Origin of the sequence: Streptomyces sp. SN-593 (assembly GCF_016756395.1) — a bacterium.
Classification (GTDB): Bacteria; Actinomycetota; Actinomycetes; order Streptomycetales; family Streptomycetaceae; genus Actinacidiphila; species Actinacidiphila reveromycinica.
On sequence record NZ_AP018365.1, the window covers coordinates 8,483,476 to 8,502,490 of the forward strand.

Consider the following 19,015-nt stretch of genomic DNA (forward strand, 5'->3'; position numbering starts at 1 on the left):
ATTTCCGAAAGGATTGAGGTTCTGGTGGCAACCGAGGACGAGCTCCGCGATTACCTGAAGTGGGCGACGGCCAGCCTGCACGACGCGCGGCAGCAGATGCGCGAGATGGAGGAGCGCAGCCGTGAGCCCATCGCGGTGGTGGCGATGGGCTGCCGGCTGCCGGGCGGAGTACGCACCCCGGACGACCTGTGGGAGCTGGTCGCGTCCGGCACCGACGCGATGGCCGGGTTCCCCACCGACCGCGGCTGGGACGTCGAAGGTCTCGTCGACCCCGAGGCCGGCCGCGCCGGCACCTCCTACGTCGGCGTCGGCGGATTCGTCTACGACGCCGGCGACTTCGACCCGGCGTTCTTCGGGATCAGCCCGCGTGAGGCGCTGGCCATGGACCCGCAGCAGCGGCTCCTGCTCGAAGTCGCCTGGGAAGCGGTCGAGCGCGCCGGCATCGACCCGAAGGCGCTGCGCGGCAGCCGCACCGGCGTGTTCGCCGGCGCCTCGCTCTCCGGCTACGGCGTCGGCCTCGTCGGCCGGGCCGAGGCGGCCGGCGACGTCGCCGGCTACCTGCTGACCGGCATCTCCGGCAGCGTCATCTCCGGCCGGCTCTCCTACGTCCTCGGGCTGGAGGGCCCCGCGGTCACCGTGGACACCGCCTGCTCCTCCGCCCTCGTCGCGCTCCACCTGGCCGCCCAGTCCCTTCGCAGCGGCGAGTGCGACATGGCGCTCGCCGGCGGCGTGATGGTGATGGCCGACCCCTCCGTCTTCACCGAGTTCTCCAAGCAGCAGGGCCTGGCCGCGGACGGCCGCTGCAAGTCCTTCGCCAGCGCCGCCGACGGCACAGGCTGGGCCGAGGGCGCCGGCGTCCTCCTCGTGGAACGCCTCTCGGACGCCCGCCGCAACGGCCACCCCGTGCTCGCGGTCATCCGCGGCAGCGGCGTCAACCAGGACGGCGCCTCCAACGGCCTGACCGCCCCCAACGGCCCCTCGCAGCGCCGCGTGATCCGCGCCGCGCTCGCCAACGCGGGGCTGACCGTCGCCGACGTGGACGCCGTCGAGGGCCACGGCACCGGCACCCGGCTCGGTGACCCGATCGAGGCGCAGGCGCTGTTGGCGACCTACGGCCAGGGCCGTCCTGAGGACCGGCCGCTGTGGCTCGGCTCGCTGAAGTCCAACATCGGGCACGCCCAGGCCGCGGCCGGCGTCGCGGGCGTGATCAAGATGGTCATGGCGCTTCGGCACGGCGAACTTCCGCGCACGCTCCACGTGGACGAGCCGTCGGACCAGGTGAACTGGAGCACCGGCGACGTCCGCCTGCTGACGGAGGCGCGGGCGTGGCCGGCCGACGCGGACCGGCCGCGCCGGGCGGGCGTGTCGGCCTTCGGCGTCGGAGGCACGAACGCGCACGTGATCGTGGAGGAGGCGCCGGCCGAGGAGGAGGTCTCCGCGGCTGGTGCGGCGGTGCCCGGGGTGGTGTCGGGCGCGGGGGTGGTGCCGTGGGTGGTGTCGGGGCGCTCGGAGGGGGCGCTGCGCGGGCAGGCGGCGCGGCTGCGTGAACTGGTCGCATTGCGACCGGAGTTGGCTGCGGGCGAGGCGCTGCGGCACGTGGGGTGGTCGTTGGCGTCGTCGCGGTCGGTGTTCGAGCATCGCGCGGTGGTGTCGGGGACGGATGTGGTGGAGGGGCTGTCCGGCCTTGCGGAGGGTGCGGCGGTTCCGGGTGTGGTGCGTGGGGTCGCGCGGGGTGGGGCGCGGGTGGGGTTCGTGTTCGCGGGTCAGGGGTCGCAGCGGGCGGGGATGGCGGCGGGGTTGTATGCGGCGTCTTCGGTGTTCGCGGCGGCGTTCGACCGGGTGTGCGGGCTGCTTGGGTCCCACCTTGATGTGCCGTTGCGTGAGGTGGTGTTGGAGGGCGCGGAGGGTGATGCCCGGGCGGATTTGACGGTGTTCGCGCAGGCCGGTCTGTTCGCGTTGCAGGTCGGTCTGGTGGAGGTCCTCAAGGCGGCGGGGGTGGCGCCGACGGCTGTCGCTGGCCACTCGGTGGGTGAGGTGGCGGCGGCTTATGTGGCGGGTGTGTTGTCGCTGGAGGATGCGTGTGCGCTCGTGGCGGGGCGTGGTCGGGTGATGCAGGCGCTGCCGGAGGGCGGCGCGATGGCGTCGATCGCCGTGTCCGAGGCGGACGCGATCGAGGTGATCGGTGAGCGTGCGGATGTCGGGATCGCTGCGGTCAACGGTCCGGCCGCGGTGGTGGTGTCGGGTGAGCGGGACGCCGTGGACGCGGTGGCGGGGGTGTTCGCCGGGCGTGGGGTGCGGGTGCGTTCGTTGCGGGTGAGTCATGCGTTCCATTCGCACCGGATGGACCCGGCGCTGGACGAACTGGCGGGGATCGCGGATGGGTTGGCGTATGCGCCGGCTGAGGTTCCGTGGGTGAGTACGTCGACAGGTGCGGTCGTGGAGTCCTGCGACGGCTCGTACTGGGCGGGCCAGGCGCGGGGTGCTGTGCGGTACGCCGACGCCGTGACGGCCATGGCCGGCCTCGACGTGGACGTCTTCCTGGAGATCGGTCCCGACGGCACCCTCTCGCTCCTCGGGGCGCCCAACGCGCCCGAGGCCTCGTTCGTGTCGTTGCAGCGCCCGGGCCACGACGCCGCGGGGGCGTTCGTGGACGGGTTGGCGCAGGCGTGGGTGCGCGGCGTGTCCGTGGACTGGGCGGCGCTGATCGGCTCGGGCGAGCGGGTGGACCTGCCGACGTACGCCTTCCAGCACGAGCACTACTGGCTCCAGCCCTCCCTGCCCGTCGCGGAGTTGGAGGCGACCGACCTCATCGGCTCGCAGGCCGAGGCCCGTTTCTGGGCGGCGGTGGAGAACGGCGACCTCGACGTGCTGACCGGCACGCTGGCGGTCGGTGGAGACGCGCCGTTCGGCGACGTGGTGCCCGAGATGGCGGCCTGGCGGCGACGCGAGCGGGACCGTACGGTGACCGACGGCTGGCGCTACCGGCCGGCCTGGTCCGCGGTCGCGGAGCCGGAGGCCGCCGGACTGTCCGGAACCTGGCTGGTGGTGGCCCCCGCCGGAGGCGTGGCGGACGGGCTCGCCCAGGACGTGGCCGGTGCGCTCGCCGCGCGCGGCGCCCGGACCGAGGTGGTCGAGGGCTCCTCGGACCGTGAGGTGCTGGCCGAGCGGCTCGACCGGGTCGGCGGCGATGTCACCGGAGTGGTGTCGCTGCTCGCGCTGGACGAGTCGACGGTGGCGGGCGTGCCCGCGGGACTGGCCGCGACCCTCGCGCTGGTCCAGGCGCTGGGCGACGTCGACGGCGCCCCGCTGTGGGTCGCGACGCGCGGCGCGGTCGCGACCACGTCCGGTGAGGCGCTCGGCCACCCGGTGCAGGCACACGTGTGGGGTCTCGGCCGGGTCGCGGCGCTGGAGCACCCCGACCGCTGGGGCGGCCTGATCGACCTCCCCGAGGTGTTCGACGAGCGCGCCGCCCGGCGGCTGTGCGGGGTCCTGGCGGGCCTCGGCGAGAACGAGGTCGCCATCCGCAGCGCCGGGACCACCGCCCGCCGCCTGGTGCGCGCACCGCGTTCCGCGGGCGCCCCCGAGTCGTGGACGCCCGGCGGCACCGCCCTCGTCACCGGCGGCACCGGGGCGGTCGCGCGGCACGTGGCGCGGTGGCTGGCCGGGAACGGCGCGCCACGGCTGGTGCTCACCAGCCGCTCCGGCCCCGGCGCGGCGGGTGCCGCCCGGCTGGCGGCGCACCTCGCGGAGACCGGCGCGGAGGTGGACGTGGTCGCCGGCGACGTCGCCGACCGCACCGCGATGGCCGCACTGCTGGAGCGGGTCGGTCCGTTGTCCGCGGTCCTGCACACCGCCGGCGTCGTGGACGACGGCCTGCTCGACGGGATGGACCACGCGCACCTCGCCGCCGCCCTCACCGCGAAGGCGGTCGGCGCGGCCGTGCTCGACGAGCTGACCGCGGACACCGACCTCGACGCGTTCGTGCTCTTCTCCTCCACCGCCGCCGTGTTCGGCGGCCCCGGCCAGGGCAACTACGCCGCCGCGAACGCCTACCTGGACGCCCTGGCCCAGGCACGGCGGGCCCGCGGCCTGGCCGGGCTCTCCGTCGCGTGGGGTCCCTGGGCCGGCGACGGCCTGGCCCGGTCCAGCGACGCCGTACGCCAGCGGGTCCGGCGCAGTGGCATGCCCGCGATGGACCCCCGGCTCGCGGTCAAGGCGCTCGGCCAGGCGCTCGCCGGGCCCGACGCGCTGCTCGCCGTCGCGGACGTCGACTGGACCCGCTTCGGCGCCGGTACCCGCGCCGACCGGGCCCCGCTGCTGCGCGAACTCCCCGAGCTCGACCGCGCCACCACCCCCCGGCACGGCGTCGTCACCTCCGTCGAGGAGCCCGAGGGCGAGCTGGCCCGCCAACTGGCCCGCCTCGCCCCCGCCGACCAGGTCCGCGAGCTGACCGAACTGGTGCGGGCCGCCGCCGCGGAAGTCCTCGGCCACTCCTCCCCGGAAGGGGTCGAACCCGGCCGTGCCTTCAAGGACCTCGGATTCGACTCCCTCACCTCGCTCGAACTGCGCAACCGGCTCGCCGCCGTCAGCGGGCTGAAGCTGCCCGCCACGATCGTCTTCGACTACCCGACGCCCGTGCTGCTCGCCCAGCACCTGCGCACCGCCCTGGTGGCGGGCGCGGCAGCCGAGGCCGCCGCCGAACCGCCGGCCCGCGACACGACGGGCACCGTCGCCGACGACGACCCGATCGTGATCGTCGGCATGGGCTGCCGGTTCCCCGGCGACGTCCGCGACCCGCAGGGCATGTGGGACCTGCTGACCGGCGGCGGGGACGCCATCGGCGACTTCCCGCAGGACCGGGGCTGGAACATCGAGGACATCTACGACCCCGACCCCGACCGCCCCGGCACCTCCTACGTGCGGGCCGGCGGATTCGTCTACGGCGCAACGGAGTTCGACCCGGCGTTCTTCGGGATCAGCCCGCGTGAGGCGCTGGCGATGGACCCGCAGCAGCGGCTGCTGCTGGAGGTCTCCTGGGAGGCGCTGGAGCGCTCGGGCATCGACCCCTCCGCCCTCAAGGGCTCGCAGACCGGCGTCTTCGCCGGCGCCGCCTTCTCCGGCTACGGCATGGACCTTGCCGGCGGCTCCACCGAGGGCTACCTGCTCACCGGCATCTCCACCAGCGTGCTGTCCGGGCGCGTCGCCTACACGCTCGGCCTGGAGGGCCCTGCGGTCACGATCGACACGGCCTGCTCGTCGTCCCTGGTCGCCCTGCACCTCGCCTGCCAGGCGCTGCGCAGCGGCGAGTGCGACCTCGCCCTCGCCGGCGGCGTGTCCGTCACCGTCACGCCCGCGGTCTTCGTCGGCTTCTCCCGCCAGCGCGGCGTCTCGGAGGACGGCCGCTGCAAGTCCTTCGGCGCGGACGCCGACGGCTCCGGCTGGGCCGAGGGCGCCGGCATGCTCGTGGTCGAACGGCTCTCCGACGCGCGGCGCAACGGCCACCGGGTGCTGGCCGTCGTCGAAAGCAGCGCGCTGAACCAGGACGGCGCCTCCAACGGCCTCACCGCGCCCAACGGCCCCTCCCAGCAGCGCGTCATCCGCGCCGCCCTGCGGCGCGCCGGACTGCGCCCCGCCGACGTGGACGTGGTGGAGGCACACGGTTCGGGGACGTCGCTGGGCGACCCGATCGAGGCGCAGGCGGTGATCGCTGCCTACGGCCAGGAGCGGCCGGAGGAGCGGCCGTTGTGGCTGGGCTCGGTGAAGTCCAACATCGGCCACGCCCAGGCCGCCGCCGGTGTCGCCGGGCTCATCAAGATGGTGCTGGCGTTGCGGCACGGGGTGTTGCCGAAGACGTTGCACGCGGAGGAGCCGACGCCGCACGTGGACTGGTCGGCGGGGAACGTGCGGGTGCTGAACGAGGCGGTCGCCTGGCCCGCGGACGCCGAACGCCCGCGGCGGGCGGGTGTGTCGGGGTTCGGGATCAGTGGGACGAACGCGCATGTCATCTTGAGAGAGCCGCCGGTCGAGGAGTTGGCGGGAGAGGCGGCTGGGGAGCCGGGTCTTCCGGTGGTTCCGGTGGTGTCGGCCCCGGTGCCGTGGGTGGTGTCGGGTCGTTCGGACGCGGCGTTGCGGGCGCAGGCGGGGCGGCTGCGTGAACTGGTCCGTGCTCGCCCGGAGTTGGGTGGGCCCGATGGTGCGCGGGATGTGGCGTGGTCGTTGGCGGTGTCGCGTGCGGTGTTCGAGCATCGTGCGGTGGTGTTGGACGGTGGTGTGGACGGTTGTGCGGGGTTGGGTGCGTTGGTTGCGGGGGGTGAGTCGGCGGCCGCTGGTGTGGTGTCGGGTGTGGTGTCGGCGTCGGGTACTGGTCGTTCGGTGTTTGTGTTTCCGGGTCAGGGTGCGCAGTGGGTGGGGATGGGGCGGGAGTTGTTGGGGTCGTCGCCGGTGTTTGCGGCGCGGTTGGCGGAGTGTGGTGCGGTGTTGGAGCCGTTGGTGGGGTGGTCGTTGGTGGATGTGGTGGCGGGTTCTGGTTCGGGGTTGTCGTTGGGGTCGGCTGAGGTGTTTCAGCCGGTGTTGTGGGGGGTGTTGGTGGCGTTGGCTGCGGTGTGGGAGGCGGTGGGGGTGGTGCCGGATGCGGTGGTGGGTCATTCGCAGGGGGAGGTTGCGGCGGCGGTGGTGGCGGGGGTGTTGTCGTTGGGGGATGCGGCGCGGGTGGTGGTGGCGCGGTCGCGTGCGTTGTCGGGTCTTGGTGTGTCGGGGTCGATGGTGTCGGTGGTGATGCCGGAGTCTCGTGTGCGGGAGTTGATGGTGCCGTGGGGTGATCGGCTTGCGGTGGCGGCGGTGAATGGTCCGGCGGCGGTGGTGGTGTCGGGTGAGCCGGGGGCGGTGGAGGAGTTCGAGGGGGCTTTGGCGAAGGCGCGGGTGTTGCGGTGGCGTTTGCCGGTGGTGGATTACGTGGCGCATGCGGCGGGTGCGGATGGTCTGGAGGGTGTGCTGCGGGCGGAGTTGAGGGGGATCGTGCCGGCTCCGGCGCGGGTGCCGATGTTTTCGACGGTGCGGGGTGGGTGGGTTGAGGGGCCGGAGTTGGATGCGGGTTATTGGTTTGCGAATGTGCGGGAGACGGTGCGGTTCGCGGATGCGGTGGGGGCGTTGCTGGTTGAGGGGTTCCGGTCGTTTGTGGAGGTGTCGGCGCAGCCGGTGTTGACGGGGCCGGTGGCGGAGTGTGCGGACGAGGCGGGTGTGGAACTCGCCCTCGTCACGGGGACGGTGGAGCGGGAGGCGGCGGGTGCGCGTCGTCTGGTGGAGTCGTTCGCGCGGGCGTTCGTGGCGGGTCTGCCCGTGGATTGGGCGGCCGTGGTGGGTGGTGGCGAGCTGGTGGAGTTGCCGACGTATGCCTTCCAGCGGCAGCGCTTCTGGCCGGACGCGGCTGTTGCCGTGTCTGCCGCCACGTCGGTCGGTGGTGTGGAGGAGCGGTTCTGGGCGTCGGTGGAGCGCGGGGATGTTGCCGCGTTGGCGCAGTCGCTGTCGATTGAGGATGCGGAGGGTCTGGCGGAGTTGGTGCCGGCTCTGGCGGCGTGGCGTCAGGGTGAGCGGGAGCGTTCGGCGACCGAGAGCTGGCGCTACCGGGTGACGTGGGCTCCGGTGGCCGAGCCGGCCACGGGCACGTTGACCGGGCGTTGGCTGCTGGTGGTGCCGGAGGGCTGTGACCTCGCCGGTTCGGTGGAGGGTGCGCTGTCCGCCCGTGGTGTCGAGGTCGTCACCGTGGAGATCGCCACCGGGGAGCCGGATCGTACGGGCCTGGCGGAACGGCTCGCCGCTGTGACGGACGGCGACGTGGCCGGAGTCGTCTCGCTGCTCGCGCTCGACGAGGCGCCGCTGACCGGCCGACCGGACGTCCCGACCGGGCTGGCCGCGACGCTGGCCCTGCTCCAAGCGCTCGGCGACGCCGGTGTCGACCGGGCGCCGCTGTGGGTGCTGACGTCCGGAGCCGTCGCTGCGGGCGGTGCCGGCGAGACCGTCGCACGCCCGGTGCAGAGCCAGGTGTGGGGCCTCGGCCTGGCCGCCGCGCCCGAACACCCCGACCGCTGGGGCGGCCTGCTCGACCTGCCGCCCGTGCTCGACGAGCGGGGCGCGGCCCGGCTGTGCGCGGTGCTGTCCGGCGCCACCGGTGAGGACCAGGTGGCGATCCGCGACACCGGACTCATGGGTCGGCGGCTTTCGCGGGCGGGGGTGGCTGGTTCGGTGGGGGAGGGGTGGTCGCCGCGGGGTGCGGTGTTGGTGACGGGTGGGAGTGGGGCGATTGCCGGGCGTCTGGCGGGGTGGTTGGTGGGGCGTGGTGCGTCGCGGGTGGTGCTGGCGAGTCGTTCGGGTGTGTCGGCTGCGGGTGTGGCGGGGTTGGCGGCGCGGGTGGCTGGTGGGGGTGCTGCGGTGGATGTGGTGGTGTGTGATGTGGCGGTGCGGGAGCAGGTGGCGGGGTTGGTGGAGTGGGTGGATGGGGGTGGTGTGGGGCTGTCGGCGGTGATGCACACGGCGGGTGTGCTGGATGACGGTCTGCTGGCGGGGATGGATGTGGGGAGTCTGTCGTCGGTGTTGGCGGCGAAGGCGACGGGTGCGGCGGTGTTGGACGAGGTGACGGCGGGTCGGGATCTGGACGCGTTCGTGTTGTTCTCGTCGGCCGCGGCGACCCTCGGCGGCGCCGGACAGGGCAACTACGGTGCAGCCAACGCCTACTTGGACGCGCTGGCCCAGCGGCGCGCGGCGCGTGGGCAGCACGCCCTCGCCGTGGGCTGGGGCCCGTGGGCGGCGGGCGGCATGGCCCAGGCGAGCGAGGCGGTACGGCGCCGCATGAGCCGGGGGCCGCTGCCGCCCATGGACCCCGCCCTCGCGCTCCAGGCGCTCGGCCAGGCACTCGACGCTCGGGACGACGTGCTCGCCGTGATGGACGTCGACTGGTCGCAGGTGGTCGCGGCGCCCGGTGCCGCCCGGCACCCGTTCGTCCGCGACATCCCCGACGTGCGCGCGCTCGCCGAGACCGCGGCCACGAGCGCCGCTCCGGCTGCCCCCGAGCTGCCCGAAGGCGAGCTCGCCCGTCGGCTGGTCGTGCTCTCCCGACCGGAACAGGACCGCGCGCTGGCGGAGTTGGTGCTCGCCGAGGCCCGTGCCGTGCTCGGCCACGACGACGCCACGACGCTCGACCCCGGCCGCCCCTTCAGCGAACTCGGCTTCGACTCGCTGACCTCGCTGGAGATGCGCCAGCAACTGGCCACCGCCACCGGGCTGCGGCTGACCGCCACACTCCTGTTCGACTTCCCCACCCCGTCACTGCTCGCCGAGCACCTGCGCGCCGAACTCCTCGGCGGGATCGACGCGGACGCGGCGGCCCCGGCGGTGACGGTGGTGCAGGCGCCCGCCGACGAGCCGATCGCGATCGTCGGCATGAGCTGCCGTTACCCCGGCGGGGCCGGCAGCCCCGAGAGCATGTGGGAGCTGTTCGCCCAAGGACGCGACGCCATCTCGGAGTTCCCGGCCGACCGCGGCTGGGACCTGGAGTCGCTCTACGACCCGGACCCCGACCACGCGGGCACCTCGTACACCAAGCGCGGCGGATTCGTCTTCGGCGCGGCCGAGTTCGACCCGGCGTTCTTCGGGATCAGCCCGCGTGAGGCGCTGGCGATGGACCCGCAGCAGCGGCTGCTGCTGGAGGTCTCCTGGGAGGCGTTCGAGCACGCCGGCGTCGACCCCGCGTCGGTGCGCGGCACCCGCACCGGTGTCTTCGCCGGCGCGACCACCTCCGGGTACGGCGGCCCGCTCGTCGGCGGCTCCTCCGAGGGATACCTGCTGACCGGCACCGCGACGAGCGTGCTGTCCGGCCGTATCGCCTACACGCTCGGGCTGGAGGGCCCGGCGGTCACGATCGACACGGCCTGCTCGTCGTCGCTGGTCGCGCTGCACCAGGCGTGCCAGGCGCTGCGCAGCGGCGAGTGCGGGATGGCGCTGGCCGGCGGCGTGTCGATCATGGTCACGCCCGCGGTGTTCGTCGGCTTCTCCCGCCAGCGCGGCATGTCCGAGGACGGCCGCTGCAAGTCCTTCGGCGCCGGTGCGGACGGCTCCGGCTGGGCCGAGGGCGCGGGCATGGTCGTCCTGGAACGCCTGTCGGACGCGCGGCGCAACGGGCACCAGGTGCTGGCCGTGGTCGAGGGCAGCGCGCTGAACCAGGACGGTGCGTCCAACGGCCTCACCGCGCCCAACGGGCCCTCCCAGCAGCGCGTCATGCGTGCCGCGTTGCAGAACGCGGGGATCGGTCCGTCGGACGTGGACGTGGTGGAGGCGCACGGTTCGGGGACGTCGCTGGGCGACCCGATCGAGGCGCAGGCGGTGATCGCGACCTACGGCCAGGAGCGGCCGGAGGAGCGGCCGTTGTGGCTGGGCTCGGTGAAGTCGAACATCGGCCACCCGCAGGCGGCGGCCGGTGTCGCGGGGATCATCAAGATGGTGCTCGCCCTGCAACACGGCGAGCTGCCGCGGACGTTGCACGTCGATGAGCCGTCGCCGCTGGTCAACTGGTCGGCGGGGAACGTCAAGCTGCTCAAGGACCCGGTGGCCTGGCCCGCGAACGGCGCGCGGCCGCGGCGGGCGGGCGTCTCCGCCTTCGGCATGAGTGGGACGAACGCGCACATCATCCTGGCGGAACCGCCGGTCGAGGAGCGGGCGGAGGAGGCGGCCGGAGAGCCGCTTCCCGCGGCGCCCTCGGTCGTCTCGGGTGTGGTGCCGTGGGTGGTGTCGGGCCGGACGGACGGCGCGTTGCGGGGCCAGGCGGGGCGGTTGCGGGAGGCGTTGGTTGCGCGGCCGGGGCTGGACGCGCGGGGTGTGGGGTGGTCGTTGGCGGTGTCGCGTGCGGTGTTCGAGCATCGTGCGGTGGTGTTGGACGGTGGTGTGGACGGTTTTGTGGGGTTGGGGGCGTTGGCTGGGGGTGGTGGGCTGATTCCGGCCGCGGGTGTGGTGTCGGGTGTGGTGTCGGCGTCGGGTGTGGGTCGTTCGGTGTTTGTGTTTCCGGGTCAGGGTGCGCAGTGGGTGGGGATGGGGCGGGAGTTGTTGGGGTCGTCGCCGGTGTTTGCGGCGCGGTTGGCGGAGTGTGGGGCGGTGTTGGAGCCGTTGGTGGGGTGGTCGTTGGTGGAGATGTTGGGTGATGAGGGTGGGTTGGGGTCGGCTGAGGTGTTTCAGCCGGTGTTGTGGGGGGTGTTGGTGGCGTTGGCTGCGGTGTGGGAGGCGGTGGGGGTGGTGCCGGATGCGGTGGTGGGTCATTCGCAGGGGGAGGTTGCGGCGGCGACGGTGGCGGGGGTGTTGTCGTTGGGGGATGCGGCGCGGGTGGTGGTGGCGCGGTCGCGTGGGTTGTCGGGTCTTGGTGTGTCGGGGTCGATGGTGTCGGTGGTGATGCCGGAGTCTCGTGTGCGGGAGTTGATGGTGCCGTGGGGTGAGCGGTTGTCGGTGGCGGCGGTGAATGGTCCGGCGGCGGTGGTGGTGTCGGGTGAGCCGGGGGCGGTGGAGGAGTTTGAGGGGGTGTTGGCGCGGGCGCGGGTGTTGCGGTGGCGGTTGCCGGTGGTGGATTACGTGGCGCATGCGGCGGGTGCGGATGGTTTGGAGGGTGTGCTGCGGGCGGAGTTGGGCGGGATCGTGCCGGCTCCGGCGCGGGTGCCGATGTATTCGTCGACGTTGTCGCGGTGGGTCTCCGGTGAGGAGTTGGATGCGGGGTATTGGTTTGCGAATGTGCGGGAGACGGTGCGGTTCGCGGATGCGGTGGGGGTGCTGCTGGGTGAGGGGTTCCGGTCGTTCGTGGAGGTGTCGGCGCAGCCGGTGTTGACGGGGCCGGTGGCGGAGTGCGCGGAGGAGGCCGGTGTGGAACTCGCTCTCGTCACGGGGACGGTGGAGCGTGAGGCGGCGGGTGCGCGTCGTCTGGTGGAGTCGTTCGCGCGGGCGTTCGTGGCGGGTCTGCCGGTGGACTGGGCGGCGGTGGTCGGTGGTGGCGAGCTGGTGGAGTTGCCGACGTATGCGTTCCAGCGTCAGCGCTTCTGGCCGGACGCGGCTGTTGCCGTGTCCGCCGCCACGTCGGTCGGTGGTGTGGAGGAGCGGTTCTGGGCGTCGGTGGAGTCCGGGGATGTTGCCGCGTTGGCGCAGTCGCTGTCGATTGAGGATGCGGAGGGTCTGGCGGAGTTGGTGCCGGCTCTGGCGGCGTGGCGTCAGGGTGAGCGGGAGCGTTCGGCGACCGAGAGCTGGCGCTACCGGGTGACGTGGGCTCCCGTGGCCGAGCCCGCCGCCGGTTCGCTGGCCGGGCGTTGGCTGCTGGTGGTGCCGGAGGGCTGCGACCTCGCCGGTTCGGTGGAGGGCGCGCTGTCCGCCCGCGGTGCCGAGGTCGTCACCGTTGAGGTTGCTCCCGGGGAGCCGGATCGTACGACCCTGGCGGAACGGCTCGCCGCCGTGACGGACACGGACACGGCGGGAGTCGTCTCCCTGTTGGCCTTCGACGAGGTCCCCCTGCCGTCGTACCCGGAGGTCGCGTCCGGCCTGGCGGGGACGCAACTGCTGGTGCAGGCACTCGGCGACGCCGGGGCGGAGTGGGCCCCCTTGTGGGTGCTGACCAGCGGCGCGGTGGCCGCGGTGCCCGGTGAGGTGCTGACGAGCCCGGTGCAGGCGCAGGTGTGGGGGATGGGCCGGGTGGTCGGTCTGGAGCATCCGGAGCGGTGGGGTGGTCTGGTCGATCTGCCGGAGGTGTTCGACGAGCGGGCCGGGGCCCGGCTGTGCGCGGTGCTGTCGGGTGCCACGGGTGACGAGGACCAGCTCGCCATCCGCAGTACGGGGATCATGGGCCGGCGTCTGACGCGGGCTGCTCGTCCTCGTCGGAACGGTGAGGCGTGGTCGCCGCGGGGTGCGGTGCTGGTGACCGGCGGTACGGGGGCGATCAGCGGGCACGTGGCCCGTTGGCTGGCGGAGCGTGGCGCGCCCCGGATTGTCCTGACCAGCCGCAGCGGCCCGGCCGCGTCCGGGGTCGCGGCGACGGCGGCCCGGTTGTCGCAGGCCGGCAGCGGTGTGGGTGTGGTGGCGTGCGACATCGCCGACCGGGACCAGGCCACCGGGCTGGTCGCCCGGATCGCGGCCGACGGTCCCGCGCTGACCGCCGTCCTGCACACGGCGGGCATCGGACAGGGCACCGCCACCGCGGACACCACGGTCGCCGAACTCGCCGCGACGCTGTCGGCGAAGGCGGCCGGCGCGGCGCTGCTCGACGAGCTGACGGCTGACGCCGGCCTGGACGCGTTCGTGCTGTTCTCGTCGATCGCGGCGACCTGGGGCAGCGGCTGGCAGCCGGGTTACTCGGCGGCCAACACGTATCTCGACGCGCTCGCGGAGTCGCGGCGCTCGCGCGGCCTGCCCGCCACCTCCGTGGCCTGGGGCCCGTGGGGCGGGGGCGGCATGACGAACGCGGACGCGGCCGAGCAGTTGGAGCGCCGCGGCCTGCGGATGATGGACCCGGCCCTCCTCGTCGGCGCGCTCGCCGAGGCGCTGGAGGGCGACGAGGGTCCGGTCACCGTGGCCGACATCGACTGGGAGCTGTTCGCCCCGCCGTTCACGCTGCGGCGCCCCAGCCCGCTGATCGCCGACCTCCCCGAGGCACGGCAGGCGCTCTCCGGCGACGGCGCCGGGGCGGCCACGGGCGGCCAGGGCGGCGCGGCCGGGACGGAGGCGACCGCCGCCCTCGAAGACCGGCTGGCCGGGCTGCCCGACGCCGAGCAGGAGCGCTATCTCGTCGACCTCGTCCGCGGCGAGGTCTCGGAGGTGCTCGGCCACGACTCCGCGGAGGCGGTCGAGGCCGGCCGGGCGTTCAGCGAACTCGGCTTCGACTCGCTGACCTCGGTCGAACTGCGGAACCGGGTGAGCTCCGCGACCGGGCTCCGGCTGCCGGCGACGCTGCTGTTCGACTACCCGACGCCGCTCGCGGTCGTGGACTTCGTCCGCGCGCAGCTCCGGGGCGCCCGGCTCGCGGACGCGCCGGCGGCTCCCGCGGCACCCGTCGCGGCCGTCGCGGCCGTCGCCGAGGACCCGGTCGTGATCGTGGCCATGGGCTGCCGCTTCCCCGGCGGGGTGCGCAGCCCGGAGGACCTGTGGGAACTGGTCGCCTCCCGTAGGGACGCGGTCGCCGAGATCCCCGCCGACCGCGGCTGGGACCTGGACAGCCTGTTCGATCCCGACCCGGACCAGCCGCTGACCATGAACGTCCGGCAGGGCTCGTTCGTGGACGCGGCCGGCGACTTCGACCCGGCGTTCTTCGGCATCAACCCGCGTGAGGCGCTGGCCATGGACCCGCAGCAGCGGCTCCTGCTCGAAGTCACCTGGGAGGCGATCGAGCGCGCCGGCATCGACCCGGCCGCGCTGCGCGGCACGCAGACCGGCGTGTTCGTCGGCGCGTCGCCGTCCGGCTACGGCTACGGCCTCCAGGGCGGCCCCGCCGAGGGCTACCTGATGACCGGCACGGCGACCAGCGTCATGTCCGGCCGCGTCGCCTACACCCTGGGCCTGGAGGGCCCCGCGGTGACCGTGGACACCGCGTGCTCCTCGTCGCTGGTCGCGCTGCACCAGGCCGCGCAGGCGCTGCGCAACGGCGAGTGCTCGCTCGCCCTGGTCGGCGGCGCGTGGGTGACGGCCACCCCCGGCGTGTTCCTGGGCTTCGGCCGCCAGCACGGTCTGGCGCTCGACGGACGCTGCAAGGCGTTCGGCGACTCGGCCGACGGCATGGGGGTCGGCGAGGGCGCCGGGATGGTCGTCGTCGAGCGGCTGTCGGACGCGCGGCGCAACGGACACCGGGTACTGGCCGTGGTGCGCGGCAGCGCGGTGAACCAGGACGGCGCGTCGAACGGCCTGACGGCTCCGAACGGACCGTCCCAACAGCGCGTCATCCGGGCCGCGTTGGCGAATGCCGGGCTCACGACGGCGGACGTGGACGTGGTCGAGGCACACGGCACCGGCACCCGGCTGGGCGACCCGATCGAGGCGCAGGCGCTGCTCGCGACCTACGGCCAGGGCCGTCCTGAGGACCGGCCGCTGTGGCTCGGCTCGCTGAAGTCCAACATCGGGCACAGCCAGGCAGCCGCCGGCGTCGCCGGGATCATCAAGATGACGATGGCGCTCCAGCACGACGACCTGCCGCCGACACTGCACGCGGACGTGCCCTCGTCGCACGTGGACTGGTCGGCCGGGAACGTCCGGCTGCTGACGGAGCCGGTCCCGTGGCCGAACGGCGACCGTCCGCGCCGTGCGGGCGTGTCCTCCTTCGGGATGAGCGGGACCAACGTGCACACCATCCTGGAACAGGCACCGGCATTCGTGCCGGAGCCCGCCTCCGGGAGCGGACCGGCGTCGGAACCTGGCGCGGAGGCGGCTTCCGCCCCGACCCGGCAGCCGACGGCACCGGTGGTGTCGGGTGCGGTGCCGTGGGTGGTGTCGGGCCGTACGGACGCGGCGCTGCGGGAGCAGGCGGGACGGCTGCGCGAACTGATCACCGAACGACCTGAGTTGGGCGCCGCCGACGCGGCGCGGGACGTGGCGTGGTCGCTCGCGTCGTCGCGGTCGGTGTTCGAGCACCGCGCGGTGGTGCCCGGGGCGGTCGGGGCGGAGGGGCTGACCTCGGTGGCCGAGGGCCGCTTGGACACGGGTGTGGTGCGTGGGGTCGCGCGGGGTGGGGCGCGGGTGGGGTTCGTGTTTGCGGGTCAGGGGTCGCAGCGGGCGGGGATGGCGGCGGGGTTGTATGCGGCGTCTTCGGTGTTCGCGGTGGCGTTCGACCGGGTGTGTGAGGTGGTGGAGGGGGATCTCGGTCTGCCGGTGCGTGAGGTGGTGTTGGAGGGCGCGGAGGGTGATGCCCGGGCGGATTTGACGGTGTTCGCGCAGGCGGGGTTGTTCGCGTTGCAGGTGGGGTTGGTGGAGGTGTTGGCGGCGTGTGGGGTGCGGCCGGCTGTGGTGGCGGGGCATTCGGTGGGTGAGGTGGCGGCGGCTTATGTGGCGGGTGTGTTGTCGCTGGAGGATGCGTGTGCGCTCGTGGCGGGGCGTGGTCGGGTGATGCAGGCGCTGCCGGAGGGTGGTGCGATGGTGTCGATCGCGGCTGCGGAGGCGGAGGTTCGGGCGGAGATCGGTGAGCGTGCGGATGTCGGGATCGCTGCGGTCAACGGTCCGGCTGCGGTGGTGGTGTCGGGTGAGCGGGATGCGGTGGACGCGGTGGCGGGGGTGTTTGCCGGGCGTGGGGTGCGGGTGCGTTCGTTGCGGGTGAGCCACGCGTTCCACTCGCACCGGATGGACCCGGCGTTGGACGAACTCGCCGGTGTCGCCGACGGGTTGGCCTTCGGAGCGGCGCGCGTCCCGTGGGTGAGTACGTCCACGGGTGCCGTGGTCGAGTCCTGTGACGGCTCGTACTGGGCCGAGCAGGCGCGGGGTGCTGTGCGGTACGCCGATGCCGTGGCGGCCATGGCCGGTCTGGATGTGGACGTCTTCCTGGAGATCGGTCCCGACGGGACGCTGTCCGCGCTGGGCACGGAGACCGCTCCTGACGCGGAGTTCGTGTCGTTGCAACGCCCGGGTCACGACCCGGCTCAGGCGTTCGTCACCGGGCTCGGTCGCGCGTGGGTGCGGGGCGTGTCCGTGGACTGGGCGGCGCTGATCGGTTCGGGCGAGCGGGTGGACCTGCCGACGTACGCCTTCCAGCACCAGCACTACTGGCCCTCCGTCACGCTGAGCCGTGACCTGCTGCTCGGCACCGCCGGTCCCGCGGCCGGCGCGGGCGGGGCGGACGCGGAGATCGACGCCCGCTTCTGGGCCGCGGTCGAGCGCGGGGACCTCGGTTCCGTCGCCGGGCCGCTCGGGGTGGACGGTGAGCGGCCGTTCGGGGACGTACTGGGCGACCTGGCCGCCTGGCGGCGGCGCGAGCGCGACAACGCGCTGACCGACGGCTGGCGCTACCGGCTCGCCTGGTCCCGGCTGGCCACCCCCACGCCGGACGCCGCGCCGAGCGGCACCTGGCTGCTCGTGGCCCCGGCGCGTGCCGGACGCGAGCTGGCCGACGCGACCGCGCGGGCCCTCACCGGCAGCGGCGCCACCGTGCGGACCGTCGACGTCGGGCCGGAGGACACCGGCCGGGACGCCCTCGCCCGCCTGATCGGCGCGGCCGCGGACGGCGGGGGCACGCCGTTCGCCGGCGTCGTCTCGCTGCTCGCGCTCGACGAGGAGCCGCTGCCCGGCCACCCGGGCGTGCCGGCCGGCCTCGCCGGCACCCTGGGCCTGATCCAGGCGCTCGGCGACGCCCGGGTCACGGCACCGATCTGGAGCCTGACCCGGGGCGCGATCGGCGTCGAGGGCGACGGCGGGCAGCCCGCGTCCCCGACCCGCCCGCTCCAGGCGCAGGTCTGGGGCCTCGGCCGGGTCGCGGCGCTGGAGCACCCCGACCGCTGGGGCGGCCTGATCGACCTTCCCGAGGTGTTCGACGCGCGCACGGGTGAGCGCCTGTGCGCGGTGCTGGCGGGCCTCGGCGAGAACGAGGTCGCGATCGGCGCCGACGGCGGCCTGCGCGCCCGCCGGCTGGAGCGGGCCGGCCGCGTCCACGGCGGCGAGCCGTGGAGCACCGGCGGGACCGTCCTCATCACCGGCGGCACCGGGGCGATCGCGGAGCACGTGGCGCGGTGGCTTGCCGAACGCGACGCCCCGCGCCTGGTGTTGACCAGCCGGTCCGGCCCCGACGCCTCGGGCGTCGCCGACCTGGCGGCCCGACTCGCCGAGACCGGTGCGGAGGTGGACGTCGTCGCCGGCGACGTCGCCGACCGCGCCGCGATGGCCGGCCTGCTGGAGCGCGTCGGTCCGCTGTCCGCCGTCATGCACACCGCGGGCGTGCTCGACGACGGCGTCCTGGACGGCCTGGACGGCGCGCGGTTGCGCACCGCCCTCACCGCGAAGGCGGTCGGCGCGGCCGTGCTCGACGAGCTGACCGTGGACGCGGACCTGGACGCGTTCGTGCTGTTCTCGTCCGCCGCGGCGACGTTCGGCGGCCCGGGACAGGGCAACTACGCCGCCGCGAACGCCTACCTGGACGCGCTGGCCCAGGCGCGGCGCGCCCGCGGGCAGGCGGGACTCTCGGTGGCGTGGGGCCCGTGGGCGGGGGAGGGCCTGGCGCGCGCCAACGACGCGGTACGCCAGCGGGTCCGCCGCGGCGGCCTCCCCGCGATGGACCCCCGGCTCGCCGTCAAGGTCCTCGGCCAGGCGCTGGCCGGACCGGACGCGCTGCTCGCCGTCATGGACGTCGACTGGTCGCACTTCGCGCCCTCGCCCGCCGCGTTCCTGCGCGACATGGCCGAGATCCGCGAACACGCCCAGGAGGCCGAGGCGGGCGGCGACGCGGCGGAGGAGGAGAGGCTCGAAGGTGCGCTGGCCCGCCGGCTGGCCGGTGTGCCCGCGCCGATGCGGCTCCAGGCGCTCGTGGACCTGATCCGCACCGCGTCCGCCGCGGTCCTCGGCCACGACTCCGCCGACGCCATCGGCGCCGAACAGGCGTTCAGCGACCTCGGGTTCGACTCGCTGACCTCGCTGGAACTGCGCAACCACCTCGCGACCGCCTCCGGGCTGCCCCTGCCGGCCACGCTGGTCTTCGACTACCCGACGCCGACCGTGCTCGCCGAGTACCTGAAGGCCGAGACCTTCACCGAGGAAGCGGACCACCGGCCGGTGCTGGAGGAACTCGACCGGCTCGAAGCGGTGATGGCGTCCACGGGCCTGCACGACCCGGCGGCGCGCGGCGAGATCCTCGCCCGACTCGACGCGCTCTCCCGGGAGTTGCGCGACGCGGACGGTGAGGGCGGGCAACCGGCGCCGCTCGACCGCGACCTGGAGACCGCGACGAACGACGAGATGTTCGACCTCCTCGAACAAGAGCTCCAGGACCCCGACTTTGACTAACCGACGGCCCACCCGGTCACCACAGGACGGCGAGACGAAC

1 protein-coding gene is annotated in these 19,015 nt (G+C 74.3%); it reads left to right on the top strand.

Features of this window, described 5'->3' with window-relative positions:
• Positions 1–24: 24 nt before the first annotated feature.
• Complete coding sequence (locus RVR_RS35695) at positions 25–18,975, top strand: type I polyketide synthase (RefSeq protein ID WP_202238181.1); 18,951 nt, start codon at positions 25–27, stop codon at positions 18,973–18,975.
• The last annotated feature ends 40 nt before the right edge of the window (positions 18,976–19,015 follow it).